This is a genomic window from Streptomyces sp. NBC_00122 (assembly GCF_045160845.1).
Taxonomy (GTDB): domain Bacteria; phylum Actinomycetota; class Actinomycetes; order Streptomycetales; family Streptomycetaceae; genus Streptomyces.
In genome coordinates this window covers 3722597-3747115 of the sequence record NZ_CP108191.1, presented here as the reverse complement: position 1 = coordinate 3747115, position 24519 = coordinate 3722597, and the positions used below count along the sequence as shown (strand labels likewise).

28 protein-coding genes and 4 tRNA genes are annotated in these 24519 nt (G+C 70.2%); 7 read left to right on the top strand and 25 right to left on the bottom strand.

Annotated features, from left to right (window positions below; translation table 11 throughout):
• Positions 1 to 516 precede the first annotated feature (516 nt).
• From rplL to OG737_RS17810, 9 genes are all read right to left on the bottom strand, one after another.
• Positions 517 to 900, bottom strand: coding sequence for a 50S ribosomal protein L7/L12 (rplL, locus tag OG737_RS17850; RefSeq protein WP_328927140.1), 384 nt, complete (start codon positions 898 to 900; stop codon positions 517 to 519).
• A 110-nt stretch (positions 901 to 1010) separates the two neighbouring features.
• Complete coding sequence (gene rplJ / locus OG737_RS17845) at positions 1011 to 1541, bottom strand: 50S ribosomal protein L10 (protein WP_008739730.1); 531 nt, start codon at positions 1539 to 1541, stop codon at positions 1011 to 1013.
• A gap of 250 nt (positions 1542 to 1791) precedes the next feature.
• On the bottom strand, positions 1792 to 2619 hold the full coding sequence (locus OG737_RS17840) for a hypothetical protein (protein WP_405921754.1): 828 nt from the start codon (positions 2617 to 2619) through the stop codon (positions 1792 to 1794).
• 50 nt (positions 2620 to 2669) lie between these two features.
• A complete protein-coding gene (locus tag OG737_RS17835) occupies positions 2670 to 3614 on the bottom strand; it encodes a hypothetical protein (protein ID WP_405921753.1) in 945 nt (314 codons plus the stop codon).
• Between the two features lie 179 nt (positions 3615 to 3793).
• Complete coding sequence (rplA, locus tag OG737_RS17830) at positions 3794 to 4522, bottom strand: 50S ribosomal protein L1 (protein WP_030710300.1); 729 nt, start codon at positions 4520 to 4522, stop codon at positions 3794 to 3796.
• Positions 4523 to 4610: 88 nt separating this feature from the next.
• On the bottom strand, positions 4611 to 5045 hold the full coding sequence (gene rplK / locus OG737_RS17825; protein WP_008739735.1) for a 50S ribosomal protein L11: 435 nt from the start codon (positions 5043 to 5045) through the stop codon (positions 4611 to 4613).
• A 171-nt stretch (positions 5046 to 5216) separates the two neighbouring features.
• Positions 5217 to 6146: a transcription termination/antitermination protein NusG gene (nusG, locus tag OG737_RS17820; protein WP_328927137.1), complete on the bottom strand. Its 930-nt coding sequence runs from the start codon at positions 6144 to 6146 to the stop codon at positions 5217 to 5219.
• Positions 6147 to 6230: 84 nt separating this feature from the next.
• Positions 6231 to 6512, bottom strand: coding sequence for a preprotein translocase subunit SecE (gene secE, locus OG737_RS17815; RefSeq protein WP_030388883.1), 282 nt, complete (start codon positions 6510 to 6512; stop codon positions 6231 to 6233).
• 106 nt (positions 6513 to 6618) lie between these two features.
• A tRNA-Trp gene (locus tag OG737_RS17810) sits at positions 6619 to 6691 on the bottom strand.
• A gap of 192 nt (positions 6692 to 6883) precedes the next feature.
• Here OG737_RS17810 and OG737_RS17805 point away from each other — a divergent pair.
• Together OG737_RS17805 and OG737_RS17800 are read left to right on the top strand one after the other, a co-directional pair.
• Positions 6884 to 8110 carry a pyridoxal phosphate-dependent aminotransferase gene (locus OG737_RS17805; protein WP_328927136.1) on the top strand — a complete coding sequence of 409 codons (1227 nt, stop codon included), beginning with the start codon at positions 6884 to 6886 and terminating at the stop codon, positions 8108 to 8110.
• A 166-nt stretch (positions 8111 to 8276) separates the two neighbouring features.
• Entirely contained in the window at positions 8277 to 9296 is a 1020-nt protein-coding gene (locus OG737_RS17800; protein ID WP_328927135.1) for an adenosine deaminase, read from the top strand.
• A 3-nt stretch (positions 9297 to 9299) separates the two neighbouring features.
• On the opposite strand, the gene OG737_RS17795 is transcribed toward OG737_RS17800, so the two are convergent.
• The 10 genes from OG737_RS17795 to OG737_RS17750 form a co-directional block, all read right to left on the bottom strand.
• A complete protein-coding gene (locus OG737_RS17795) occupies positions 9300 to 9716 on the bottom strand; it encodes a hypothetical protein (protein WP_328927134.1) in 417 nt (138 codons plus the stop codon).
• A 16-nt stretch (positions 9717 to 9732) separates the two neighbouring features.
• On the bottom strand, positions 9733 to 10848 hold the full coding sequence (locus OG737_RS17790; protein ID WP_405681377.1) for a UDP-N-acetylmuramate dehydrogenase: 1116 nt from the start codon (positions 10846 to 10848) through the stop codon (positions 9733 to 9735).
• Entirely contained in the window at positions 10845 to 11243 is a 399-nt protein-coding gene (locus OG737_RS17785) for a DUF3291 domain-containing protein (protein ID WP_405678969.1), read from the bottom strand. The genes OG737_RS17790 and OG737_RS17785 overlap by 4 nt, the downstream gene beginning before the upstream one ends.
• Before the next feature lie 77 nt (positions 11244 to 11320).
• Complete coding sequence (locus OG737_RS17780) at positions 11321 to 12787, bottom strand: DHA2 family efflux MFS transporter permease subunit (RefSeq protein ID WP_405921752.1); 1467 nt, start codon at positions 12785 to 12787, stop codon at positions 11321 to 11323.
• 78 nt (positions 12788 to 12865) lie between these two features.
• Complete coding sequence (locus tag OG737_RS17775) at positions 12866 to 13435, bottom strand: helix-turn-helix domain-containing protein (RefSeq protein WP_328927132.1); 570 nt, start codon at positions 13433 to 13435, stop codon at positions 12866 to 12868.
• 362 nt (positions 13436 to 13797) lie between these two features.
• A complete protein-coding gene (locus OG737_RS17770) occupies positions 13798 to 14226 on the bottom strand; it encodes a MaoC family dehydratase (RefSeq protein ID WP_326588534.1) in 429 nt (142 codons plus the stop codon).
• A 1-nt stretch (position 14227) separates the two neighbouring features.
• Positions 14228 to 14680 (bottom strand): MaoC family dehydratase N-terminal domain-containing protein, encoded by a 453-nt coding sequence (locus OG737_RS17765; RefSeq protein ID WP_326588535.1) that lies wholly within the window; start codon positions 14678 to 14680, stop codon positions 14228 to 14230.
• A 148-nt stretch (positions 14681 to 14828) separates the two neighbouring features.
• Complete coding sequence (gene rpmG, locus OG737_RS17760) at positions 14829 to 14993, bottom strand: 50S ribosomal protein L33 (protein WP_003956487.1); 165 nt, start codon at positions 14991 to 14993, stop codon at positions 14829 to 14831.
• 88 nt (positions 14994 to 15081) lie between these two features.
• Positions 15082 to 15154: transfer RNA gene (locus OG737_RS17755), tRNA-Met, on the bottom strand.
• Between the two features lie 48 nt (positions 15155 to 15202).
• Positions 15203 to 15275 (bottom strand) — tRNA-Thr (locus tag OG737_RS17750).
• A gap of 381 nt (positions 15276 to 15656) precedes the next feature.
• Between OG737_RS17750 and OG737_RS17745 the strand changes: the two genes are divergently transcribed.
• Entirely contained in the window at positions 15657 to 16991 is a 1335-nt protein-coding gene (locus OG737_RS17745; RefSeq protein WP_405678974.1) for an amidohydrolase family protein, read from the top strand.
• Positions 16992 to 17045: 54 nt separating this feature from the next.
• Positions 17046 to 17702 carry an SDR family oxidoreductase gene (locus OG737_RS17740; protein ID WP_328927130.1) on the top strand — a complete coding sequence of 219 codons (657 nt, stop codon included), beginning with the start codon at positions 17046 to 17048 and terminating at the stop codon, positions 17700 to 17702.
• A gap of 16 nt (positions 17703 to 17718) precedes the next feature.
• Here OG737_RS17740 and OG737_RS17735 read toward each other — a convergent pair whose 3' ends face one another.
• The 3 genes from OG737_RS17735 to OG737_RS17725 all read right to left on the bottom strand — a co-directional run bounded on the left by OG737_RS17735 (position 17719) and on the right by OG737_RS17725 (position 19032).
• Entirely contained in the window at positions 17719 to 18117 is a 399-nt protein-coding gene (locus tag OG737_RS17735; protein WP_405921751.1) for a DUF3574 domain-containing protein, read from the bottom strand.
• Positions 18118 to 18394: 277 nt separating this feature from the next.
• Positions 18395 to 18823, bottom strand: a complete 429-nt coding sequence (locus OG737_RS17730) for a hypothetical protein (protein WP_328927128.1) — start codon at positions 18821 to 18823, stop codon at positions 18395 to 18397.
• A gap of 127 nt (positions 18824 to 18950) precedes the next feature.
• Positions 18951 to 19032 (bottom strand) — tRNA-Tyr (locus tag OG737_RS17725).
• Between the two features lie 200 nt (positions 19033 to 19232).
• Between OG737_RS17725 and OG737_RS17720 the strand changes: the two genes are divergently transcribed.
• The 3 genes from OG737_RS17720 to OG737_RS17710 all read left to right on the top strand — a co-directional run bounded on the left by OG737_RS17720 (position 19233) and on the right by OG737_RS17710 (position 22607).
• A complete protein-coding gene (locus OG737_RS17720) occupies positions 19233 to 19721 on the top strand; it encodes a YajQ family cyclic di-GMP-binding protein (protein ID WP_030009008.1) in 489 nt (162 codons plus the stop codon).
• Positions 19722 to 19924: 203 nt separating this feature from the next.
• The gene (locus OG737_RS17715) at positions 19925 to 21352 is read left to right on the top strand and encodes a SulP family inorganic anion transporter (protein WP_328927127.1); all 1428 of its coding nucleotides are present in this window, start codon (positions 19925 to 19927) and stop codon (positions 21350 to 21352) included.
• A 19-nt stretch (positions 21353 to 21371) separates the two neighbouring features.
• On the top strand, positions 21372 to 22607 hold the full coding sequence (locus OG737_RS17710; RefSeq protein ID WP_405921750.1) for an APC family permease: 1236 nt from the start codon (positions 21372 to 21374) through the stop codon (positions 22605 to 22607).
• Here OG737_RS17710 and OG737_RS17705 read toward each other — a convergent pair.
• The 3 genes from OG737_RS17705 to htpX all read right to left on the bottom strand — a co-directional run bounded on the left by OG737_RS17705 (position 22591) and on the right by htpX (position 24489).
• The gene (locus OG737_RS17705; protein WP_405921749.1) at positions 22591 to 23115 is read right to left on the bottom strand and encodes an SMI1/KNR4 family protein; all 525 of its coding nucleotides are present in this window, start codon (positions 23113 to 23115) and stop codon (positions 22591 to 22593) included. The genes OG737_RS17710 and OG737_RS17705 overlap by 17 nt on opposite strands.
• Positions 23116 to 23236: 121 nt before the next feature.
• A complete protein-coding gene (locus OG737_RS17700; protein ID WP_328927124.1) occupies positions 23237 to 23629 on the bottom strand; it encodes a YccF domain-containing protein in 393 nt (130 codons plus the stop codon).
• Complete coding sequence (gene htpX, locus OG737_RS17695) at positions 23626 to 24489, bottom strand: zinc metalloprotease HtpX (protein ID WP_405678981.1); 864 nt, start codon at positions 24487 to 24489, stop codon at positions 23626 to 23628. Before htpX ends, OG737_RS17700 begins: the two co-directional genes overlap by 4 nt.
• Positions 24490 to 24519 lie beyond the last annotated feature (30 nt).

Here is a 24519-nt window from a genome sequence, read left to right as displayed (position 1 = left end):
CCGACACAGAAGACAGGCGCCCCCGATCTGGTCGAAAGTCCAGGTCAGGGCGTATCAATCAAGTGTGCTCAAGCGTGGGCATGTCCCTGGCGACGGGCAGAGGACAGCTAACAGGCAGCGCAAAGGGTCAGTGTAGCCACTTGGCTCACTGATGTCCAGACCAGGTTTCCGGAAACCGGCAACAGGCCTTCCCCATGTTGTCGAAACCAACATCCAACGCTGCGGCCCTCGTACACAGAGCGCGTATCAGTACTGCCCTCTTCGTAGTCGATCCATGCCTCGGATCTCGGATCGAGGTGGTCGAGCTTGCGACGGGACTGAGAATTGCGCGCCACGTCCCGTTCGTCAAGGCCCCCTGCTCCGAGCGGATCATCTCCGGACCCTGCTTCGAGGCAACGAAGATCACCCTACTCCCCAACGTGAGCAGGGCAAGTCAGGCCCCACGGGTACGCCAAAGGGCGACCACCCTTACGGGTGATCGCCCTCGGCTGGGGCCCCTGAGGGGCCCCAGAGGTGTTACTTGACCTCGACGGCCGCACCGGCGCCCTTGAGGGCCTCGGCGGCCTTCTCAGCGGCGTCCTTGGCAACCTTCTCGAGGACCGGCTTCGGGGCGCCGTCCACGAGGTCCTTGGCCTCCTTGAGGCCCAGGGAGGTCAGCTCACGCACGACCTTGATGACCTGGATCTTCTTGTCGCCGGCACCGGTGAGGATGACGTCGAACTCGTCCTTCTCCTCCTCGGCCTCGGCGGCGGGGCCACCGGCGGCGGGGCCGGCAACGGCGACGGCCGCGGCGGCGGTGACGTCGAACTTCTCCTCGAAGGCCTTCACGAACTCGGAGAGCTCGATGAGGGTCATCTCCTCGAACTGGGCGAGGAGGTCGTCCTGAGAGAGCTTCGCCATGATGGGCGATCCTTCCACTAATTCGGCAGGTGCCGGATGTATATAGAGGCGGGCGTAACGGCCCGCTACGACCCACGCACTAGGCGGCGTGGATCAGTGCGCGAGCCGAATTACTCGGCACCGCCCTGCTCGGCGAGCTTGACGCGAAGCGCTTCCGCGGTGCGGACGAACTTCGACGGCAGCGCCTGGAAGAGCGAGGCAGCCTGAGACTGCTTGCCCTTGAACGCGCCGGCCAGCTTGCTGAGCAGAACCTCGCGGGACTCGAGGTCCGCAAGCTTCTTGATCTCATCGGCGGTGAGCGCCTTACCATCAAGGACACCCGCCTTGATGATGAGGTTCGGGTTGTCCTTGGCGAAGTCACGCAGGCTCTTCGCCGACTCCACCGGGTCACCGGTGATGAAGGCGACCGCGGTCGGACCAGCGAAGTGCTCGTCCAGCGCGGTGATCCCGGCCTGGTTGGCCGCAATCTTGGTCAGCGTGTTCTTCACCACGGCGTACTGGGCGTTCTCACCGAGAGAGCGACGCAGCGTCTTGAGCTGCGCGACGGTGAGACCCCGGTACTCGGTCAGCACGGCGGCGTTCGAGCTCTGGAACGCGTCCTTGAGCTCGGCTACCGCGGCAGCCTTGTTGGGCGTCGGCATAGTGCGTCGGCCTCCTTCCGGGTGATGAGGACCGCTCAGAAGGGGCTGAACAAAACGAAACGCCCCGGCGCATGCGCACGGGGCGTAAGCTCGACCGGAATACTCCGGGAGCTTTTCCACGAACACCTGCGCAGGACGTCCGCGCTCAGCGGATCCTTCGGCCGCCACACCCTTGCGGGCACGGCAACGACCAGCGGTCTTTGGCTTCTGGGGAAGCGTACGTGAAGGGGTCCAGTCGAGGCAAATCGCCTCAGGAACCGCTGCCCTTCAGCACGTCGTCGAAGGAGATGACCTGGTCGGCGGGGGGTGCCGCGACCGGCGCGGCCGCGCCGTAGTCGGAGAACTTCGCCGTGGTCCTGGACGTTCCGTCACCGTCCGTGCTCACCGAGTCGACGCGGACGGGGTAGCCGTCCTTGCCGATCCACAGGTCCACCTCGAAGGCGGTGAGGTGCTTCACGGACTCGTGGAGGTACTGGCGGTTCTTCTCCTCCATGACCTTGGTGGACTCGTCCGCCTTGAGCAGGTCGGCGTTGGTGAAGCTGCCCTTGTAGTGCTGGGCGTCGACGCCGTCGGTCTGCTCGGCCCCGACCAGCGTGAGCTTCTCCTGGCCCAGCAGCATCGCGAGGTACTCGGCCGGGTCCTCGTTCAGCCGGACGCCCGGCTTCCCGTCCTTGGACAGCTCCAGCCGCATCCAGGACTTGCCGTCGATGGGCTTGTCCATCTTGGTGTAGACGGTGTCGCCGATCATGACCGACCGCGCGCCGGGGTGCTTCTCGTCCTTCAGCGACAGGTCATGGCCGGACGGGTACCAGCCCTTCGTGCCGGACTGGCCGCTGGTCGTGCCGTCCTTCCCGACGGTGGAGATTTCGGCCTTGGCGTACCTGGCCGCCGCCGTCTTCACGTACGACGCCTTCACCGCGTCCACCGGGGTCTGAGCCTTGGCCTGCGCGGACTTGCCCCCGTCCGCCGCGCCGCTGCCCGCGGCGGCCTTGTCGCCGCCGCAGGCCGTGAGGCCGCCCACGAGCAGTGCGGTACCCGCCATCGCGATACCGGCCCGGGCCCGGGCAGTCTTGTTCATCTGGTTCTCCCCCATGAATGGATCTTTCTGCGACCGGGTGCGCGGGCTGGTCAGGCGCCGGCGCCGGTCTCGCCCAGCTGCTTGAGCATGGCGAAGAGGTCGAGGGTCTCGTTCTCCGGCGGGGCCTGGACGGTGGCCGCGGAGCCGTAGTCCGAGTAGAAGGCGTCCATGTTCATGCTCCCCTGGGGCATGCGGATGGCGACCTTCATGTGGACCGGGTAGCCGTCCTTGTTGACCCAGACGTCCATGTCGTAGTCGACGATGCCGGACTTCTTCATCGCGTCGACGAGCTTCGTCCGATCGGCCTCGGACAGCGTCTTGGCGGACTCGTTGGCCGCGAGCATCTCGTCGAGGGTCAGAGTGCCCTTGTAGTGCTCGGTGTCCGTGCCCTCGACCTTCTCGGCACCGAGGTGCTTCACGTTCGGCGAGCTCAGCAGCAGGGCGAGCTGCTTGGCCGGGTCCTGGCTCTGGTCCATGCCGCCGACGCCGCCCAGCTTCTTCAGCACGTCCGCGTCCCCGGAGGCCTCCGCGGCCGCCTTGATGTCCAGCTTCATCCAGCGCTTGCCGTCCAGCCCCGCGGACATCGGGGAGTCGGCCGGCATCTCCATGAACATGACGTCGTTCGACATGATCATGCGCATGGACTCGGCGCCGGTGCCCGGGGCGAGCGCCCCCTTCACGGTGATGTCCATGACGTTCGGGTCCCAGCCCTGGACGCCCGTCATCTCCACGGTGCCGCCCTGGCCGCCCAGCGCCGCGGGCATCGACATCGTCATGCGGACCTTGGCCGACTTGGCGGCCGAGGTCTTCTTGTAGGCCGCGGAGAGCGCCTCGGTGGCGGAGCCGCCCGCCACCGGCGTGCTCGGCTGCGCGGACGCGCCGGAGGCGGCCTTGCCCGAGTCGTCCTTCTTGCCGTTCTCGCACGCCGTGGCGCCGCCCACGAGCAGTACGGCGGCCAGAGCGGCGCCGACGGTCTTCTTCCGGTAAACAGACACGGAGGTCCCCACCCCTTGAATGATCGTTTCTTCAGGCTGACATTACGTTCCCCCGCCGACGGGACGCGCGGCCATTAGCCCCCGATGGCGGGATATGTGGCGCTCAACACGCAAACGGGCCCCCCGCCACCCCGTGAAGGGGGGCGAGAGGCCCGTTCAGACGATCAGAGCCGTGAGGCTCAGACAGCAGCCGGGTCTTCCTCGACGAGGAGGTTCCGGGTGCGGTTGGAGTCCAGCTGGATGCCGGGACCCATCGTGGTGCTCAGGGCGGCCTTCTTGATGTAGCGGCCCTTCGCGGCGGACGGCTTCAGACGGAGGATCTCGTCCAGGGCCGCGCCGTAGTTCTCGACCAGCTGCTCATCGGAGAAGGAGACCTTGCCGATGATGAAGTGCAGGTTCGAGTGCTTGTCGACGCGGAACTCGATCTTGCCACCCTTGATCTCGGTGACAGCCTTCGCGACGTCCATGGTGACGGTGCCGGTCTTCGGGTTCGGCATGAGGCCACGGGGACCGAGCACGCGGCCGAGGCGGCCGACCTTGCCCATGAGGTCCGGGGTGGCCACAACGGCGTCGAACTCGTTCAGGCGGTTGCCCTTGGCGATCTCGTTGATCAGCTCGTCGTCGCCGACAATGTCGGCGCCGGCGGCTTCCGCGGCCGCAGCACGGTCACCGGTCGCGAAGACCAGGACCCGGGCGGTCTTGCCGGTGCCGTGCGGGAGGTTCACGGTGCCACGGACCATCTGGTCGGCCTTGCGCGGGTCGACACCCAGGCGGAAGGCGACCTCGACGGTGCTGTCGAACTTGGTCGCGGAGGTCTCCTTGGCGAGACGGACGGCCTCGAGCGGGGCGTACAGCTTCTCCCGGTCGACCTTGGCGTCCGCAGCGCGGAGAGTCTTGCTGCGCTTCACTTCTGCTCCTGTGTTTTGGCTTCAGGCATGGAGTCGTGGTGCGGACCAGCGCTTGGTCCTACCACTGGTGGTGCTGGGGGTGGCTGAATCAGCCTTCGACCGTGACGCCCATCGAACGCGCGGTGCCGGCGATGATCTTCATCGCGGCGTCGACGTCGTTGGCGTTGAGGTCGGGCATCTTCAGCTCGGCGATCTCGCGGACCTGGGCGCCGGTGAGCTTGGCGACCTTGGTCTTGTGCGGCTCGCCGGAGCCCTTCTCGATGCCCGCGGCCTTCAGGATGAGGCGCGCGGCCGGCGGGGTCTTCGTGATGAAGGTGAAGGAGCGGTCGTCGTAGACCGTGATCTCCACCGGCACGACCATGCCACGCTGCGACTCGGTCGCGGCGTTGTAGGCCTTGCAGAACTCCATGATGTTGACGCCGTGCTGACCGAGCGCGGGGCCGACCGGCGGAGCCGGGTTGGCCGCACCGGCCTTGATCTGGAGCTTGATAAGCCCCGTGACCTTCTTCTTCTTGGGAGGCATTGCTCTCTCCGGGTCCTAGTGAGAGTTTTTCGCCGCCAATCCGGTCATCCGGATGGAGGCATACCGCACCACGATAACGGGTATCGCTGCGGGGCTAAAAACCGAGCAGGTCAGACCGCCCTTCAGGGGGCGATCTGACCTGTCCGGAAGCTGTGTCTCAGAAGAGCTGGATCAGTTCTTCTGGATCTGGTCGAAGCTGAGCTCGACCGGGGTCTCGCGGCCGAAGATCTCGACGAGACCCTTGACCTTCTTCGAGTCCGGGTTGATCTCGTTGATGGTCGCCTGGAGCGTCGCGAACGGGCCGTCGGTGACGGTGACCGAGTCGCCGACCTCGAAGTCCAGGACCTCGATGGTGCGCTTGACGGCGGGCGCGGGCAGACCGGCCTCTTCCGCGGCGGCCTTGGCGGCCTTCTCCTGCGCCTCCGGGGCGAGCATCTTGACGATCTCGTCCAGGGTCAGCGGGTACGGGTCGTACGCGTTGCCGACGAAGCCGGTGACGCCAGGCGTGTTGCGGACGACGCCCCAGGACTCGTTCGTCAGATCCATGCGGACGAGAACGTAACCGGGCAGCTTGTTCTGCCGGACGTTCTTGCGCTCGCCGTTCTTGATCTGGACGATCTCTTCCTCGGGCACCTCGGCCTGGTAGATGAACTCCTCGACGTTCAGCGAGACGGCGCGCTGCTCCAGGTTGGCCTTCACGCGCTTCTCGTAGCCGGCGTAGGTGTGGATCACGTACCACTCGCCGGGCAGGAGGCGCAGTTCGTCGCGCAGGGCCTGGATGGGGTCGACGGGCTCGGCGGGCTCGACCTCGGCGGCCTCCTCGGCCTCCTCGTCGGCGGCGGCCTCGACCTCGGCCTCGACGTCGCCCTCTTCCTCGGCGTCGTCGGCAACCGGCTCGACCTCGGCGTCGTCCTCGATCTCGGCTTCAGCCTCGACCTCGTCCTCGACGTGCAGCGCGGCCTCTTCGGCGGCGACACCCGCCTTGGCGTCGGCGTGCTCGGCCTCGTCGGGGTCCACAGCGTCTGCCGCCTCGACGATGTCGAGCTCGTCCTCGACGGACTCGACGGAGTCGTGGCTCGCGTTCAGGTTCGGGTCAGACACGGTGGCTGCTTCTTCCTGGATACAAAAGGTGGTGGAACATGCGAAAACGGGCGACACCCATCAAGGCGCCGCCCCCCGCGGGGATCAGCCGAAGACGAACTTGATGGCTTTCTCAAACCCAAAGTCAATCACGGTCACCAGACCGATCATGATGACGACGAAGACAATCACCACGGTGGTGTACGTCGTGAGCTGGTTGCGAGTGGGCCAGACAACCTTGCGGAGTTCCGCGACGATCTGGCGGTAGAACAGCGCGAGCCGGCCCAGAGGACCCTTCTTGCCGCGCTTGCCGCCTTTGCGGGCCTTCTTCTCGCGAGTCTCGTCCTCGGCATCAGGCATGTCGATGGAGCCCAGGGCGTCCGTCACGTCTCTCACCTGAATCCGGGTCGTGGCCGTACCGCGCCCGGTTGCGCCGCACGGCGTTGCATCGAAGTACGTACCTGCGCACACACATCCGAGAAGGAGTGTGGAGCAGGGCCGGAGGGACTCGAACCCCCAACCGCTGGTTTTGGAGACCAGTGCTCTACCAATTGAGCTACGACCCTTTGCGTCCCCCAACCTACCGCATCCGAGCGAGTGCACGGAGTGCTCACGCTCTGGGCGGCTGGCGAGGTCCAACGACAGGTGAGTGTACGTGAACCGGGCCCTGACGTCGAACAGAACCCGACGCGGCATCAACCGGTCCGGTAACTGAAACGTTGTGCGGCGCCTCTTTGCCGTCTGGGACGATTGCCGACATGACCTCTGCAACGCCTTCCTCCGAGCGCCGGGTGTCCGCCCGCATCGGCGCCATCTCCGAGTCCGCCACCCTCGCCGTCGACGCCAAGGCCAAGGCCCTCAAGGCCGCCGGGCGCCCGGTGATCGGCTTCGGCGCGGGCGAGCCCGACTTCCCGACCCCGGACTACATCGTCGAGGCCGCGGTCGAGGCCTGCCGCAACCCCAAGTACCACCGCTACACGCCGGCCGGCGGCCTGCCCGAGCTCAAGGCCGCGATCGCCGCGAAGACCCTGCGCGACTCCGGCTACGAGATCGACCCGGCGCAGGTCCTGGTGACCAACGGCGGCAAGCAGGCGATCTACAACGCCTTCGCCGCGATCCTGGACCCGGGTGACGAGGTCATCGTCCCGGCTCCGTACTGGACCACCTACCCGGAGTCCATCCGTCTCGCCGGCGGTGTCCCCGTCGAGGTCGTCGCCGACGAGACCACCGGCTACCGGGTCTCCGTCGAGCAGTTGGAGGCCGCGCGCACCGAGCGCACCAAGGTCGTCCTCTTCGTCTCCCCGTCCAACCCGACGGGCGCGGTCTACAGCGAGGCCGACGCGAAGGCGATCGGCGAGTGGGCCGCCGAGCACGGCCTGTGGGTCCTCACGGACGAGATCTACGAGCACCTGGTCTACGGCGACGCGAAGTTCACCTCGCTGCCGGTCCTGGTCCCGGCCCTGCGCGACAAGTGCATCATCGTCAACGGTGTCGCCAAGACGTACGCGATGACGGGCTGGCGCGTGGGCTGGGTCATCGCCCCGCTGGACGTCATCAAGGCGGCGACGAACCTGCAGTCGCACGCCACCTCCAACGTCTCCAACGTGGCCCAGATCGCCGCGCTGGCCGCCGTCTCGGGCAACCTGGACGCCGTCGCGGAGATGCGCAAGGCCTTCGACCGCCGCCGCCAGACGATGGTCAAGATGCTGAACGACATCGAGGGCGTCCTCTGCCCGGTCCCCGAGGGCGCGTTCTACGCGTACCCCTCGGTCAAGGGGCTCCTCGGCAAGGAGATCCGCGGCAAGCGCCCGCAGACCTCGGTCGAGCTCGCCGCCCTGATCCTGGACGAGGTCGAGGTCGCGGTCGTTCCGGGCGAGGCCTTCGGCACCCCGGGCTACGTGCGCCTGTCCTACGCCCTGGGCGACGAGGACCTGGTGGAGGGCGTCTCCCGTATCCAGAAGCTCCTGGCGGAGGCCAAGGCCTAGGCCTCGGGCGGTTCCACAGCCGGATCCGGAGCGGCGTCCCCCGTCGGGGAGGCGCCGCTCCGGCGTTCCCCGCACCCCCCCCACCACTCCCGCTCGCACGTTCGAGCAAGCCCCCAATAGGTAAAACCCCCTCCCGCCCGGCGCAGCGGTACGGCAGGATCACCAGATGGAGCACGCACGCGATCTCACGCTTCTGCCGAAGGCCCACCTCCACCTGCACTTCACCGGCTCGATGCGACCATCGACCCTCCTGGAGCTCGCCGACAAGTACGGCGTCCGCCTCCCGGACGCCCTGACAGCCGGCGAACCCCCACGGCTCCGCGCCACCGACGAGCGCGGCTGGTTCCGCTTCCAGCGGCTCTACGACGCCGCCCGCTCCTGCCTCCGCGAGCCCGACGACATCCGGCGCCTGGTCCGCGAGGCCGCGGAGGAGGACGTACGGGACGGCAGCGGCTGGCTGGAGATCCAGGTGGATCCCACCTCCTACGCCCCCCTCCTCGGCGGCATGATCCCGGCCGTCGAGATCATCCTCGACGCCGTGGACAGCGCGTCCCGCGAGACCGGCCTCGGGATGCGGGTCCTCATCGCCGCCAACCGCATGAAGCATCCCCTCGACGCCCGCACCCTCGCCCGCCTCGCCGTCCGCTACGCCGACCGCGGCGTCGTCGGCTTCGGCCTCTCCAACGACGAGCGCCGCGGCATGGCCCGCGACTTCGACCGGGCCTTCGCCATCGCCCGCGAGGGCGGCCTGCTCGCCGCCCCGCACGGCGGCGAACTCACCGGCCCGGCCTCCGTCCGCGACTGCCTCGACGATCTGCACGCCTCCCGCATCGGGCACGGCGTCCGGGCCGCCGAGGACTCCCGGCTGCTCAAGCGACTCGCCGACCGGCAGATCACCTGCGAGGTCTGCCCCGCGTCGAACGTGGCCCTCGGGGTCTACGAGCGGCCCGAGGACGTCCCGCTGCGCACGCTGTTCGAGGCCGGGGTGCCGATGGCGCTCGGCGCGGACGACCCCCTGCTGTTCGGGTCCCGGCTCGCGGCGCAGTACGAGATCGCCCGCCGCCACCACGGCTTCACCGACGCGGAACTCGCCGAGCTGGCCCGCCAGTCGGTGCGCGGTTCGGCCGCGCCCGAGGACGTACAGGCCAAGCTGCTGGCCGGGATCGACCACTGGCTCACCGGGTGAGCGTCAGCGCGTGAGCCGCAGGTCGCCCTGGTAGCAGTCGGCGCGCACCCGGTGGCCGTCCGGGAAACCGATCTCCAGGTGCGTGCGCCCCTGCTCGGGCAGGGCGAATTCGGCGACCGAGGAGACCGTCTCGCCGAGGTGGCGCAGGAAGGGGTGGTCACCCAGGTCCTCGCCGACCTCGATGCGGCCCCACTCCCCCATGTCGTACGGCTCGTGCGGGGCGGCGGATTCGACGATGAGGCACTGGTCGGACCCGGTGGTGATGCGGATGCAGTCGCCGACGCTGTCGATGAGCCAGACGTCGAGGGGAGCCTCGGAGCGCTCGCCTTCGCTGATGTGCCAGGACGCGACGACTCGGCTGAGCGTGCGCCCCACGAGGCGGGTGGGGTCCGTACCGGCCCCGTGCCGGGGACAGAGCATGGGCGGCCGGGGCTCCTCAGATGCTGACGCCGACCGTCACCGGTTCGTTGACCAGGGTGACGCCGAAGGCCGCATGGACGCCCGCGACGACCTCGCGGGCCAGGGTGAGGAGGTCCTCGGTGGTGGCCTCGCCCCGGTTGGTGAGGGCGAGCGTGTGCTTGGTGGAGATGCGCGCGGGGCCCGTGCCGTAGCCCTTGGTGAATCCGGCCTTGTCGATCAGCCAGGCTGCGCTGGTCTTCGTACGGCCGTCGCCCGCGGGGTAGGCGGGCGGGGCGGTGTCGGGGCCGAGGCGGTCCTGGACGCGGGCGAGGAAGGCGGCGTAGGCCTCGTCGGTCAGGATCGGGTTGTGGAAGAAGGAGCCGGCCGACCAGGTGTCGTGGTCGGCGGGGTCGAGGACCATGCCCTTGCCCGCGCGCAGGCGCAGCACGGTCGCGCGGGCTTCGGCGGCCGGGACCCGGTCGCCGGCCTCGACGCCGAGGGCGCGGGCGGTCTCGGGGTACTTGATCGGCGCGGACAGCCCGCCGGCGTCCTCCAGGGCGAAGCGCACGCGCAGGACGACGTACCGCTCGGGCTCGTGCTTGAAGAGGCTGTTGCGGTACGTGAACGCGCATTCGGCGGCGCTCAGCGTGACCGTTTCGCCTCGGGTGCGGTCGTAGGCGACGACCTCGGTGATGGTGTCGCAGACCTCCTGGCCGTACGCCCCCACGTTCTGGATGGGCGTCGCGCCGGCGGAGCCGGGGATTCCGGCGAGGCATTCGATACCGGCGAGTCCGGCTTCGACGGTGCGGGCGACGGCGTCGCTCCAGTTCTCGCCCGCGGCGAGCTCCAGCCGCGTGCCGTCGAGGTGGAAGCCGGTGGTCGCGATGCGCAGGGCGGTGCCCTCGAAGCCGTGGTCACCGATGACCAGGTTGCTGCCGCCGCCGATGACGAGGAGCGGGGTGCCGTTCTGGTCCGCGGCCCGGACGGCGGCGACCACCTCGGCGTCGGTGGTCGCGGTGACCAGACGTGTGGCGGGGCCACCGAGGCGGAAGGTGGTCAGCGGGGCGAGGGGGGCGTCGTGGAGTTCCTGCACGTGGACAAGAGTACGGTCCGTACCCGCCGCATCCCTGCGGGGCCACGGACCGTGACTCAGTAGGCCGTCTTCTGCTCGGCCAGGCGGCGCTCCGCCTCGGTCCAGCTGATGGGGAGCTCGGCCGCCTTCACGGTCCAGAAGGTGAAGGCCGACTCCTTCATGAAGGCGGCGGCCGCCCTGGAGCTGGAGCGGTGCGGCTCGCTGCCGGCGAACCGGTAGAGCGCGTCCCGGTCCTCCCAGGCGGAGAGGGTCAGGAAGGTGCGGCCGAGGACGCGCGCCCGCAGGGCGACGCCGTGGGCGCCGGGGGCCTTGCGGATCTGGCCGATGATTCCGGGCGCCTTGAGGAAGAACCTGAGGGCGCCGGTGAGCGTGGAGGTCTCGAAGCGGGAGGCCATGACGTAGACGTCGGCGTCGGGGGCGGCCTGGGTGGGGGTGGACCACGGGATGTCGGGCATGACGTCACTCCTTTGCGGGGTCGCATGATCGGTGCGACCTGAAGTGGCACTTCAGGTCGCACGTCTGCCGGACTGGATCAGCCGGCCGCGGGGACCTTGTCCGGAACCGCCGCGACATGGCCCGGGGCGGCCGGGCTCGGCTTCGGCCTGCCCGGCAGGAGCAGGGCGAGCGCGGCGGCCAGGGCGACCGCGCCGGCGCCGATCCACAGGGCGGGGATCGTGCCGTCGGTGAAGGCCTGCGGGGACTCGTAGCCGCCCTGGGCGGAGAAGACCGAGGCCAGGACCGCGACCCCCAGGGCGCCGCCGACCTCGCGCAGGGCGTTGTTGGTGCCGGAGGCCTTGCCCTGGTCTGCCGGGGCGACGGTGGACATCAGGACGTTGGCAGCGGGGGCGAAGTAGAGGGCCATGCCGATCCCGCTGAGGATCAGCGCCGGCAGCTGGGCGGCGTACGAGACGTCCGCGGTCAGGATCGCCGCGAACCAGCCGAGGCCGAGGGCCTGGAACGCCAGCCCGGCGGCGACGACGGGGCGGCCGCCGATGCGGTCGGAGAGGATGCCCGCGAAGGGGGCGACGATCATCGGCATGCCGGTCCAGGGGAGCATGCGCAGGCCCGCCTGGGTGGGCGAGTAGCCGGCGACGCCCTGGAGGAACTGGCTGAGCAGGAAGATCGAGCCGAACATGCCCAGGAACATCAGCAGGCTGGCCAGGTTGATCCCGAGGAAGCCGCGGTTCTGGAAGAGCCGCATGGGGAGCATGGGGTTCGCGTGGTTGAAGCCGTGGTAGACGAACCCGCCGACGAGCGCGGCTCCGACGATCAGGCCGGTGAGCACGGGGGCACTGGTCCAGCCCTCGGAGTTGGCGTTGACCAGGGCGTAGACGATGCCGAAGAGGCCGCCGCTGATGAGCAGGGTGCCCGGGACGTCGAGACGGGCACCGGGCGCGGTGGACTCGGCGAGCCGCAGACGGGCGAGGGGTATCAGTGCGAGGCCTATCGGAACGTTGAGCCAGAAGATCCACTGCCAGGAGATGTGCTCGGTGAGGCTGCCGCCGATGAGGGGGCCGCTGGCGACGGCGAGGCCTGTGACGGCGCCGTAGATGCCGAGGGCCATGCCGCGGCGGGCCGCCGGTACGGCGGCGGTGAGCAGGGTCAGGGTGAGCGGCATCATGATCGCGGCTCCGACGCCCTGGACGGCGCGGGCGGCGATGAGCGCGTCGATGCCGGGCGAGAGCGCGGCCGCGGCGGAGGCGCCGGTGAAGATCGCGAGGCCCACGGTGAAGAGCCGGCGGCGGCCGAAACGGTCACCGAGTGCGGAGCCGAACATGAGGAGGACGGCGAAGGTGAGCGTGTACGCGTTCACCGTCCACTCCAGGTCCTCCAGCTTGCCGCCGAGGTCCTCGCGGATGGCGGGGAGGGCGGTGGTGACGACGAGGTTGTCCAGGGCGGCCATGAAGCTGGCGACGCCGGTGAGGACCAGGGCCCAGACGGCGGGGGCGCGGAGCTTGGTGTCCGGGCCTTGCAGGTCTTGCGGGTCTTGCGTGTTCACGATTCCCCCTGAGGATTGTTAGTTATTGCTGACTAACTTTCGTGCGCATGAGTGGCCCGCCGGACAGGCGGCGCGTCCTCACTTCTCCAGGCGGCCCTTGCTGTGGGCGTCGGGGTACAACCCCTCCCAGACCCGATGCCCGGGCGGGAAGCCCATGGCGGCGAGGGTGTTGATCAGCATCCCGTACGCCATGAAGGTCGTGGTCTCCTTCACGTCGCCGCCGAACGGCACGTGGACCGTGTCCCACAGCTCCATCCAGCCCTTCCGGACGAGCTCGCCGAGCTCGTGATCCCCGGCCGCTTCGGCGGCGGCGACGGTGACGTACATCTGGAGCTGCATCTGGAGCTTGTCGGGATCCTCGGCGATGAGCCGGGTGTAGGCGTTCGCCATGGCCCGCGTGGCCTCCTCGCCGCACAGCCCTTCGCCGGCCTCGGCGAAGACCTCCCGGGTATCCCGCATGCACCGCTCGGCGGCGGCGAGGAAGATGGCGAGCTTGTTCGGGAAGAGCCGGAAGAGATACGGCTGCGAGACACCCACCCGCTTGGCGATCGCCTCGGTGGAGGTCCCGTAGTAGCCCCCGCGCGCGAACTCATGCATCGCCGCCCGAATGACGCTCTCGCGCCGCTCTTCTGCGCTCATCCTTGCCATGCGTTCTAAGTTAGTGCTCAATCACTAACTAAGCAAGGGGGCGGGGCGGGCGCGGGGCGGGGGGCTTCGGGGGGCGGGACGTCTGCTGGTCGGCCTCAGGGACGTGGGGCGGGATCACGGCGGGTTCGTCGCCCCTGGGCGGGATCGGGGATGGGCTGGGGGTTTCCCGTCCGTCCCCGATCCCGCCCAAGGACAGCAGCCCGCCCGAAGCCACCGACCGCATCCCTGATGCCGCCCGGTTGAGGCCCGGTTGAGGCCCGCCCCCGAAGCCCCCGCCCCACCAAACGACGAGGCCGGGCGCCTGCCCCGACGCCCGACCCCCAACCCGAAAGCCCGGCGCCCAGCCCAGCCCCCTCGCGGCCTTACGCCAGTTCGACCACGGCGCGGGACATGCCCAGTACCTTCTGGCCGGCGCTCATGGCCGTCAGGTCGACCCGGACGCGGTTGTCGTCCAGCTTGGCCGCGACCTTGGCCGTGACCTCGATCAGGCCGCCCTGGTCGTCGTTCGGGACCACGACCGGCTTCGTGAAGCGGACGCCGTACTCGACCACCGCGCCCGGGTCGCCGACCCAGTCGGTGACCACACGGATCGCCTCGGCCATGGTGAACATGCCGTGCGCGATCACGTCCGGCAGTCCGACCTCCTTGGCGAACTTCTCGTTCCAGTGGATCGGGTTGAAGTCACCCGAGGCACCGGCGTAGCGGACGAGCGTGGCGCGCGTCACGGGGAAGGACGCCGCCGGCAGCTCGGTGCCGACCTCGACGTCGGCGTACTGGATCTGCGCTGCCATGTCAGGCCTCCTCGGGGGCGCGGGAGACGAGCTTCGTCCACGCCGTCACCACGTGCTCGCCGGTCTCGTCGTGGACCTCGCCGCGGATGTCGATGATGTCGTTGCCCGCGAGGGACTTCACGGCCTCGATCGTGGAGGTCACCGAAAGCCGGTCACCGGCGCGCACGGGGCGGGAGTACGCGAACTTCTGGTCGCCGTGCACGACGCGGCTGTAGTCCAGCCCCAGCTGCGGGTCCTCGACAACCTGGCCCGCCGCCGCGAAAGTGATCGCGAATACAAAAGTCGGCGGAGCGATCACATCGGAGTAGCCGTACGACTTGGCGGCTTCGGGGTCGGTGTAGACGGGATTGGCGTCACCCACCGCTACCGCGAATTCGCGGATCTTCTCCCGGCCGACCTCGTACGGATCGGTGGGCGGGTAGCTCCGCCCCACGAAGGACTGGTCGAGAGCCATGACTCACTACCTCCTGATGAAGGGACACGAAAGACACAAAAACAGGTGCGGCATACGCCACAGGTACAGAGTGCGAAAACGACACAAGGCCGCCCCCAATGAAGGGGACGACCTCATGACGGTGCCTGTGTACGAGACTTCGCTAGGGTCAGCGGGTCTCGCGGTGCGCGGTGTGCGAGTTGCAGCGCGGGCAGTGCTTCTTCATCTCAAGACGGTCCGGGTTGTTACGCCGGTTCTTCTTGGTGATGTAGTTCCGCTCCTTGCACTCCACGCAGGCCAGCGTGATCTTCGGGCGGACGTCGGTGGCAGCCACGTGAGTGCTCCTTGACGGAAATTGGGACGGATGAACGCATACAAGAGTAGCCGACCGGGAGACCGACCCCGCAATCGGCTACTGTGTGTAGCGGCGACCGGACTTGAACCGGTGACACAGCGATTATGAGCCGCTTGCTCTACCGACTGAGCTACGCCGCTTTGATGTGATCCGCTCCCCACCCGAGGGTGGGGAACCTCTCTCACCAGAGCCCCAATGCGGAATCGAACCGCAGACCTTCTCCTTACCATGGAGACGCTCTACCGACTGAGCTATTGGGGCGAGCGATGAAGACATTACACGGTTGCCTGCCGATCGCCCAAATCCTTTGCGGGGACCGGGCTCCGAGGGGGTTCGGAAGCCTTTGTCGATCAGAGCGCAGAGCCCTCTCCGGCCACTTCCGCCCCAGATTGTGTGCGGGCTCACTCCGCGGGCTCACGTCGCTCCGACCGCGCGCCGACCGGTCGGCGCCGGGTCGGCGCGGCTGATGCCACCAGGGCGCACGCGCGGGCGCCGAGGCGCACGCGCACCACACCGGTACGACTATTGCGCTCTTCCATGAAGCGGGCTGCCGCGCACCCTAGGCTCTGAGCACGCTGCGTGATCTTGGGCCGTAGGTAGCGGCCAGGGCCCAGGAACCGCCCGAGCCACCGCAGGAGCGCGATGTCCGAAAGCCAGCCGCAGCAGCCGTCCCACTCCCCCCGCAGCGGCCGCGGCGAGGGCGGCGGCCACGGACCCGCACACGGCCCCTCCCAGAACCGCGCACCCTCGCGCGGGGCCGGGAACGCGGCCGCCGCCGAGGCCGCCACCCTGCTGCTCGCCGGGGCCCGCCTCACCGACGGCCGGACCGTCGACGTCCGCCTCAGCAGCGGCCGGATCCAGGCCGTGGGCACCGCGGGCAGCCTCCCGGCCCCCGCCCTCTCCCGCGTGGACCTCAGCGGCTACCTGCTGCTGCCCGCCCCCGCCGAGCCCCACGCCCACGGGGACACCGCCCTGACCGCCGACGGCGAAGGGCCCGTCTCCTACACCCCCGACGAGGTCCAGCGCCGGGCCACCGAAGCGGCCCTGCTCCAGCTCGGGCACGGCGCCACCGCCGTGCGCTCGCACGTCCGGATCGGCGACGTGCACGGCCTCGGCCCCATGGAGGCCGTGCTCCAGGCCCGCCGATCGCTGCGCGGGCTCACCGACCTGACCACCGTGGCCGTGCCCCGGCTGCTGACCGGGGTGGCCGGCGCCGGCGGGCTCGCGATGCTGCGGGACGCGGTCAAGATGGGCGCCTCCGTGATCGGCGGCTGCCCCGACCTGGACCCCGACCCGACGGGCTTCCTCGAAGCCGTCCTGGAACTCGCCGCCGAGCACGGCTGTCCCGTGGACCTGCACACGGACGGTGACGACCCCGGCCGCCTGTCCCGGCTCGCCGCGATGGCCGGCGGGCTGCGCCCCGGGGTGACCATCGGGCCCTGCGGCGGTCTCTCCCGGCTCCCGCTGGACGTGGCCGCCCGCGCCGCCGACCAGCTGGCGGCGGCCGGCGTACGGGTGACCTGCCTGCCCCAGGGCGACTGCGCGGCCCTGGAGCGCCGAGGCCTGCGCACCGCCCCCGTCCGCCTGCTGCGGACCGCGGGCGTACGGGTCACGGCCGGCAGCGGTGCGCTGCGCGACGCCGGGAACCCGGTCGGCCGCGGCGACCCGCTGGAGGCCGCGTACCTGCTGGCCTCCCAGGGCGGGCTCCGGCCGGGCGAGGCCTACGAGTCGGTCAGCTCCGCCGCCCGCGAGGCCATGGGCCTGCCGGAGGTGCGGGTGGAGGCCGGTTTCCCGGCGGAGCTGCTCGCCGTGCGCGGGGACCGGATCGCGGCCGTGCTCTCCCTGGCGTACAGCAGGATCGTGATCCACCGCGGACGGGTGGTAGCCCGTACGAGTGCCGTCCGGGAGTACTGCGACTCCGCCGTCGCGGTGGCTCTGGACCTGCCCCGACAGGGCCGTACGGAGCCCGGACCCTGAAGGTGCGCCGGACGTTCGCGGGCGTGGGGGCCCGGCTCGTCGTACGGTCGGGTCATGCGCATCGTCATCGCGGGTGGACACGGTCAGATCGCGCTGCGGCTGGAGCGCCTGCTCGCCGTGCGCGGGTACGAGGTCGCGGGCATCATCCGCGACCCGGCACAGGGCGACGACCTCAGGGAGGCCGGCGCCGAACCGGTGCTGTGCGATCTGGAATCGGCCACGGTCGAACACGTTGCGGGCATCCTGCACGGCGCGGACGCGGCGGTCTTCGCCGCCGGCGCGGGCCCCGGCAGCGGTGTCGGGCGCAAGGACACCGTGGACCGGGGCGCGGCAGTGCTGTTCGCCGACGCGGCCGAACGGGCACGCGTACGGCGCTTCCTGATGGTCTCTTCGATGGGCGCGGACACGTACCACGAGGGCGATGACGTCTTCGACGTCTACCTGCGGGCCAAGGGCGAGGCCGACGACCACCTCCGGACCCGGCTGGGGCTGGAGTGGACGATCCTGCGCCCCGGATCGCTCATCGACGACGCCGGTACGGGTCTGGTCCGCCTGGAGGCCCACACGGGCCGCGGGTCCGTGCCCCGCGACGACGTGGCGGCGGTGCTCGCCGAGCTGGTCGAGACGCCGGCGACGGCGGGCCTGACCTTGGAGCTGACCTCCGGTTCGACGCCGGTGACCGTGGCCGTCAAGGACGTTGCGGGCAACTGACAGGCCATCGGCCCGGTCAGAACTCGGCGGTCACCTTGTCGTCGGACCGCCCGACCGAGTCCTGCCGGTACTGGTCCTCGTACGCCTTGCGGATCCCCTCGATGCGCGCGTTGCGCTCGTCGGCCTCCCTCACGGGGTACAGCAGCACCACCTCGTACGAGGTCTCGCGGATGCTCTTGCCGTCCTCGCCCCGCCACCGGCCGTACCCGTCGTGGACGGTCAGCCCCTCGGGAAAGGCGGGGGTGATCTCGCGGTCCAGGAAGCGCATGAACTCCTGCTCTCCGACGGGTTCCCGGCCGTCGCTGCGCTCGGTGCCGAAATAGAGCCGGGTCTCCTGGTACGGCTTCCCCGTGTCCGTGTGGAGCGCCGCTCCCACCAGGGCCGGGATACCGGCGCCGAGCAGGGCGACCAGCACTCCGCCGCCTGCTTTCCCACGCGTGTCAAATGTCCATTTCACCCCTGGTGAAACGAACAGGCGACCCCGACGATGCGGTCGAAGACGGCCATGACGTCGAACGGGCGGCAGCCGAGGCGGTATCCGTGCGATCCGGGGGGCTTCGCGGCGATGGGCGTGGCGGAACTGCTCCGCACGTATGACAGGGCCCGCCCGCCGAGGTCCTGCTCTGGTCGGGGGGGTCGCGTCGCACTGCCCGCCCTCCCGCGCCGCACGTCCTGGCCCTGGACGGCGGCGCTCACGAAGTCTCCAGCCGCCGACGCCACCACCGGTCGCGCGGCGAGGCGTACGGATCGTTGAGGGTGCGCGCGAGGAACCGCTCGTCGAGCGGCGCGAGCACGGCGCGCAGCTCGCGCGCCGACCTCCGCGAGAGGCCGTGGCAGATGGCCTCCAGGGTCTCCCGGTGGTCTCCGCCCCAGGCGGGCGCACAGCAGGGGCACTCGTGGAACCAGCGCGGGTACATCAGCAGGGGCCCTGGCGCGTGGACCGTCTCGCGCCAGTCGCGCAGTGCCTTGTGGGCCGCGCCCGGCTCGTAGGCCCGGCGCTCGATGCGGGCGATCTCGGCTAGGGCCTTGGCGGAGAGCCCGGAGATGACGGCCCGGTCGTCCCCACGGCGTGCCTTTCGGGGCAGGTCCGCACGGACCTGCGAGACGGGCTTACGCGGCATCGGCCTTTCGGATGCTGATCATGCCGTCAGCATGCCCGCGCGCGGCGCTCGTGCCCACCGGTTTTCCGACCGGTGCGAGGGGATGCGAGAAGACCCCCGCTACAAGTAACGGGGGTCTCACATCGCGTGGCGACGCCAGGATTCGAACCTGGGTAGGCTAAGCCGACGGATTTACAGTCCGCTCCCATTGGCCACTCGGGCACATCGCCATGGGATGTTGCCGGTGAGGCCGCTTTGGGGCGGTGCTCTGTGGCAACGACGTAAACGATACCTGATGACCGGGGGTGCTTCGCCACCGGATTGATCAGCGCTGCGGGTGGGTGCGGTGGCTAGGCTTTGCGGAGCGGGCCGGGGACGTCCGGCCGCGCCCTCCGGGGCGATCACAATCGACTTCAAGGAGCCACACCACATGGCCGACTCCAGTTTCGACATCGTCTCGAAGGTCGAGCGGCAGGAGGTCGACAACGCCCTCAACCAGGCCGCCAAGGAGCTCTCGCAGCGCTACGACTTCAAGGGCACCGGCGCCACGATCGCCTGGTCCGGCGAGAAGATCCTGATGGAGGCGAACTCCGAGGAGCGCGTCAAGGCCGTCCTCGACGTCTTCGAGACCAAGCTGGTCAAGCGCGGGATCTCGCTCAAGGCGCTGGACGCCGGCGAGCCGCAGCTGTCCGGCAAGGAGTACAAGATCTTCGCCACGATCGAGGAAGGCATCTCCCAGGAGAACGCCAAGAAGGTCGCGAAGATCATCCGGGACGAGGGTCCCAAGGGCGTCAAGGCCCAGGTCCAGGGCGAGGAGCTGCGCGTCAGCTCCAAGAGCCGTGACGACCTCCAGGAGGTCCAGGCGCTGCTCAAGGGCAAGGACCTGGACTTCGCGATCCAGTTCGTGAACTACCGCTGACCCAGGTCGCAGACCTGCCCGCACGCCGGCCCGGCGGTCCTCACGGACCGCCGGGCCGCGGCGGTTGCGGGGGTTGCGGGGGTGTGTGCGGGGCGTGAGCGGCGCGTGCGCCATCGCGGGCCTCTGTGGGCACTTGGGGCGGCACGAGTGCGCCCGGCAAGGTGGGTGGGGCATCCATCCACCGCGTGGCAGGGGGTTCTCGCATGCCTGGGGCCGGCACGTTTCGCGAAGACTTCGGGGCGTCCGTCGTCGTCGCGCTGGTCGCGCTACCTCTCTGCGTGGGGGTGGCCGTCGCCTCCGGGGTGCCGGCCGAGCTAGGGATCGTCACCGGCGTGGTCGGAGGGCTCGTCACCGGGTGGTTCCGGGGGAGCTCGCTGCAGGTGAGCGGGCCCGCGGCCGGGCTCACCGTGCTGGTCTACGAGGCGGTGCGGGCGCACGGTCTGCCCGCGCTCGGGGTGCTGGTGCTGGCCGCCGGGGCGGTGCAGCTGGGCATGGGGGTGCTGCGGCTCGGGCGGTGGTTCCGGGCGATCTCCGTCGCCGTCGTGCACGGGATGCTGGCCGGGATCGGGCTGGTGCTGATCTCCGGGCAGCTCTACGCGCTGGGCGGCGTGGAGGCTCCGGGGCAGACCCTGGCCAAGCTGGGCGGGGTGCACGAGCTCGGGGCACAGGCCGACTGGGCCGCCGTGGCACTCGGGGCCGGGACCATGGCCGTCCTGTCGCTGTGGCGCCGGATGCCGGCGCGGATGCGACTCGTACCCGGCGCGCTGGTGGGGGTGGCGGCCGCCACCGCGGTGGCGGCCCTGCTGCGGCTGCCCGTGGAGAAGGTTCGGGTGACGGGGGTCCTGGAAGCGGTGTCCCCGCCCTCCTGGGGCGACTTCGGCGCGCTGGCCTCCTTCGGGGCGGTCGGGACCGTGATCGCGCTGGCGCTGATCGCCTCCGCCGAGACGCTGTTCAGTGCCGCCGCCGTGGACCGCATGCACGACGGGCCGAGGACGGAGTACGACCGGGAGCTCATCGCCCAGGGCGTGGGCAACAGCGTGTGCGGGCTGCTCGGGGCGCTGCCGATGACCGCCGTCATCGTGCGCAGCGCCGCCAATGTGGAGGCCGGGGCGCGCACCCGGGCGGCCCGGGTGCTGCACGGCGGCTGGCTGTTGCTCTTCGCCGTGGCCTTCCCCCAGGTCCTGGAGGCCGTACCGCTCGCCGCGCTGGCCGGGGTGCTGCTGCACGCGGGCTGGAAGCTGCTGCCGGCCCGGGCGGTGGCCGCGCTGTGGCGGACGCACCGGGGTGAGGCGGTGGTGCTGGTGGTCACGGCCTCCGCGATCGTGGCCACCAATCTCTTCGAGGGCGTGCTGGTCGGCCTGGGGCTCGCCGTCGCCAAGGCGGCCTGGGAGACCTCCCACGTGCACATCGAGGAGGTGTGGGAGGACGGCGAGCTGTGCGTGCGGGTCGTGGGGAACGCCAGCTTCCTGAGGCTGCCCAAGCTGCTCGACGCCCTGGACGCACTTCCGCACGGGAAGCCGGTGCGGCTCGATCTGAGCGGGCTGCGCCATCTCGACCACGCCTGCCTGACCGCCCTGGAGGGGTGGGAGCTGGGGCGGATGCCGCTCCCCGGCCGGGAAGGCGTCATCTAGGGCGGTTACCCTCCGCCCCGTGACCAACGAGTTGAAGCGCAGCCTGGGAGTCTCCGACGCGGTCGTGGTCGGGCTCGGTGCGATGGTCGGCGCCGGGATCTTCGCCGCCCTCGCCCCGGCGGCACGCGCGGCGGGCGGCGCGCTCCTCGCGGCCCTCGCGCTGGCGGCTCTGGTGGCCTACTGCAACGCGCACTCCTCGGCGCGGCTGGCCGCCCGGTACCCGGCCTCCGGCGGCACGTACGTCTACGGGCGCGAGCGGCTCGGGCCCTTCTGGGGATATCTGGCGGGCTGGGGGTTCGTGGTCGGCAAGACGGCCTCCTGCGCGGCGATGGCCCTGACCGTCGGCGCGTACGTCTGGCCCGGGCAGCAGCATGCCGTGGCCGTCGCCGCGGTGGTGGCGCTGACGGCCGCCGGCTACGGCGGCGTGCAGAAGTCCGCCCGGCTGGCCCGGCTGATCGTGGCGGCCGTCCTCGCGGTGCTGGCCGGTGTGGTCGTGGTGTGCCTGACCTCCGAGGCGGCCGACGCCGGGCGGCTCGGCGGCGGGGACTGGGGTGCGGTCGGACTGTTGCAGGGGGCCGGGCTGCTGTTCTTCGCCTTCGCGGGCTACGCCCGGATCACCACCCTGGGCGAGGAGGTGCGTGACCCGGAGCGGACGATCCCACAGGCGGTCCCGCTCGCGCTGGGGATCGCGCTGCTGGTGTACGCCGCCGTGACGGTGGCGGCGCTGTCGGTGCTCGGTGCCGACGGGCTGGCGGGGTCGTCGGCCCCGCTGGCCGACGCGGTCCGGGCGGCAGGCCGGCCCGAACTGACCCCGGTCGTCCGGGTGGGCGCGGCCCTGGCCGCGCTGGGCTCGCTGCTGGCCCTCGTCCTCGGCGTCTCCCGGACGGCCTTGGCGATGGCCCGGGACGGCCATCTGCCCCGCACCCTGGCCGCCGTACATCCCCGGCATCAGGTGCCGCACCATGCCGAGCTCGCGGTGGGTTCGGTCGTGGCGGTGCTCGCGGCCACCGCCGACCTGCGGGGGGCGATCGGTTTCTCCTCCTTCGGAGTGCTGGTTTACTACGCGATCGCGAACGCCTCCGCGTGGACACTCGATTCAGGTGTCAAGGGCCGGGCCGTGGCAGTGGTCGGGCTGTCCGGCTGTGTGGTGCTGGCCTGCGCGCTGCCCCTCGCGTCGGCGGTCGCGGGGGCGGCGGTGCTGGCGGTCGGCGTACTGGCCTACGGTGTGCGCCGACGGTTCAGATCCGGGATCTGAACTCGGCCCAGGGAGCCAGTTCCAGGTCGGTCTCCTCCCCCAGGCCTGACTCCTCGCAGAACCAGGCGGTGCCGTCCAGCCAGCCGCGGAGCCAGCCGGCCAGGCTCGGGGTGTCGATGGACCAGGCGAGGTCGGGCTCCCCTGGATTCGGGTCGAACAGCAGGACCTGGGCGGTCTGGGAGTGGCAGTCCACGCACGCGTACATGGCGCAGCCGAAGTCGGCTATCGGCAGTACGCCCGCCGGCCAGCGCCACCCGGACGCGCGCTGCGCCCCATACGTCCGGACGGCCTGACCCAGCGACAGCACTCCGTACTCCGGGCCGAATCCGCCGTCGCCCACACGGGTGTAGAGCGCGGCGAGCAGCGGCGGCAGCGTGAAGCCGAGTATGCCTTCGGCGTGGGCGATCTCCCCGGTGGCCGACGGTGCGGGCAGGGGCCTTCCCTGCGCGTGCGCGGAGTTGCGCACGCGGTCCGCGACTTGCTCCAGCAACTGCTCGGTCTCGTTCATGCGTTCATGGTGACGCACCCCACCGACAGCCCGCTCGGCCTGTGGATAACCCGGTCGAGGACGGCCTCGTGCGGCTGCTCGCCGTAGCGGCCCTCGGCCTGGCTCCACAGGCCGGACGTGGTCAGCGAGAGGCGAACGGAGCGTCCGTCGGGACGATTTCGCGGCCCAGCGGGAGCAGGGAGAGCGGGACCATCTTGAAGTTGGCGATGCCGAACGGGATGCCGATGATCGTGACGCACAGCGCGAGTCCGGTGACGATGTGGCCGATGGCCAGCCACCAGCCCGCCAGGACGAGCCACAGGACGTTGCCGATGCAGGAGGCGGCGCCCGCGTCGCGGCGCTCGACCGTGGTGTACCCGAAGGGCCACAGGGCGTAGACGGCGATGCGGAAGGCGGCGATGCCGAACGGGATGCCGATGATGGTGATGCAGAGCAGCACACCCGCGAGGACGTAGCCCAGGAACAGCCAGATGCCGCTGAGGATGAGCCAGATGACGTTCAGAATGGTCTTCACTGTCGGCGTCCTGCCATCTGTTCGAGCCGGGCGATGCGCTCGGCCATCGGAGGGTGTGTCGAGAACATTTTAGAAAGACCTTCGCCCGGGCGGAACGGGTTGGCGATCATCATGTGGCTCGCCGTCTCCAGGCGGGGCTCCGGGGGCAGCGGGAGCTGCTTGGTGCCCGCGTCGAGCTTGCGCAGGGCGCTCGCGAGGGCGAGCGGGTCCCCGGTGAGCTGGGCGCCGGACGCGTCGGCCTCGTACTCGCGGGAGCGGCTGATGGCCAGCTGGATCACCGAGGCGGCCAGTGGGCCCAGGATCATGATCAACAGCATGCCGAAGAGGCCCGGTCCCTCGTCGTCGTTCGAACGGCCCACCGGGATCAGCCAGGCGAAGTTCACCAGGAACATGATCACCGAGGCGAGGGCTCCGGCGACCGACGAGATCAGGATGTCGCGGTTGTAGACGTGGCTGAGCTCGTGGCCGATGACGCCGCGCAGTTCACGCTCGTCGAGCATGCGCAGGATGCCCTCGGTGCAGCAGACCGCGGCGTTGCGCGGGTTGCGGCCGGTGGCGAAGGCGTTGGGCGCCTCCGTGGGCGAGATGTAGAGACGTGGCATGGGCTGACGCGCGGACGTGGAGAGCTCGCGCACCATGCGGTAGAGCACGGGGGCCTCGAACTCGCTGACGGGGCGGGCCCGCATCGCGCGTAGAGCCAGCTTGTCGCTGTTCCAGTACGCGTACGCGTTCGTCCCGAGGGCGATGAGGACGGCGACGATCAGGCCGGTCCGTCCGAAGAAGCTTCCGATGACGATGATGATCGCGGACAGCCCGCCGAGGAGTACGGCGGTCTTGAGCCCGTTGTGCCGGCGGTGCACGGTACGCCCTCCAAGTGGTGCGGCGGGGGA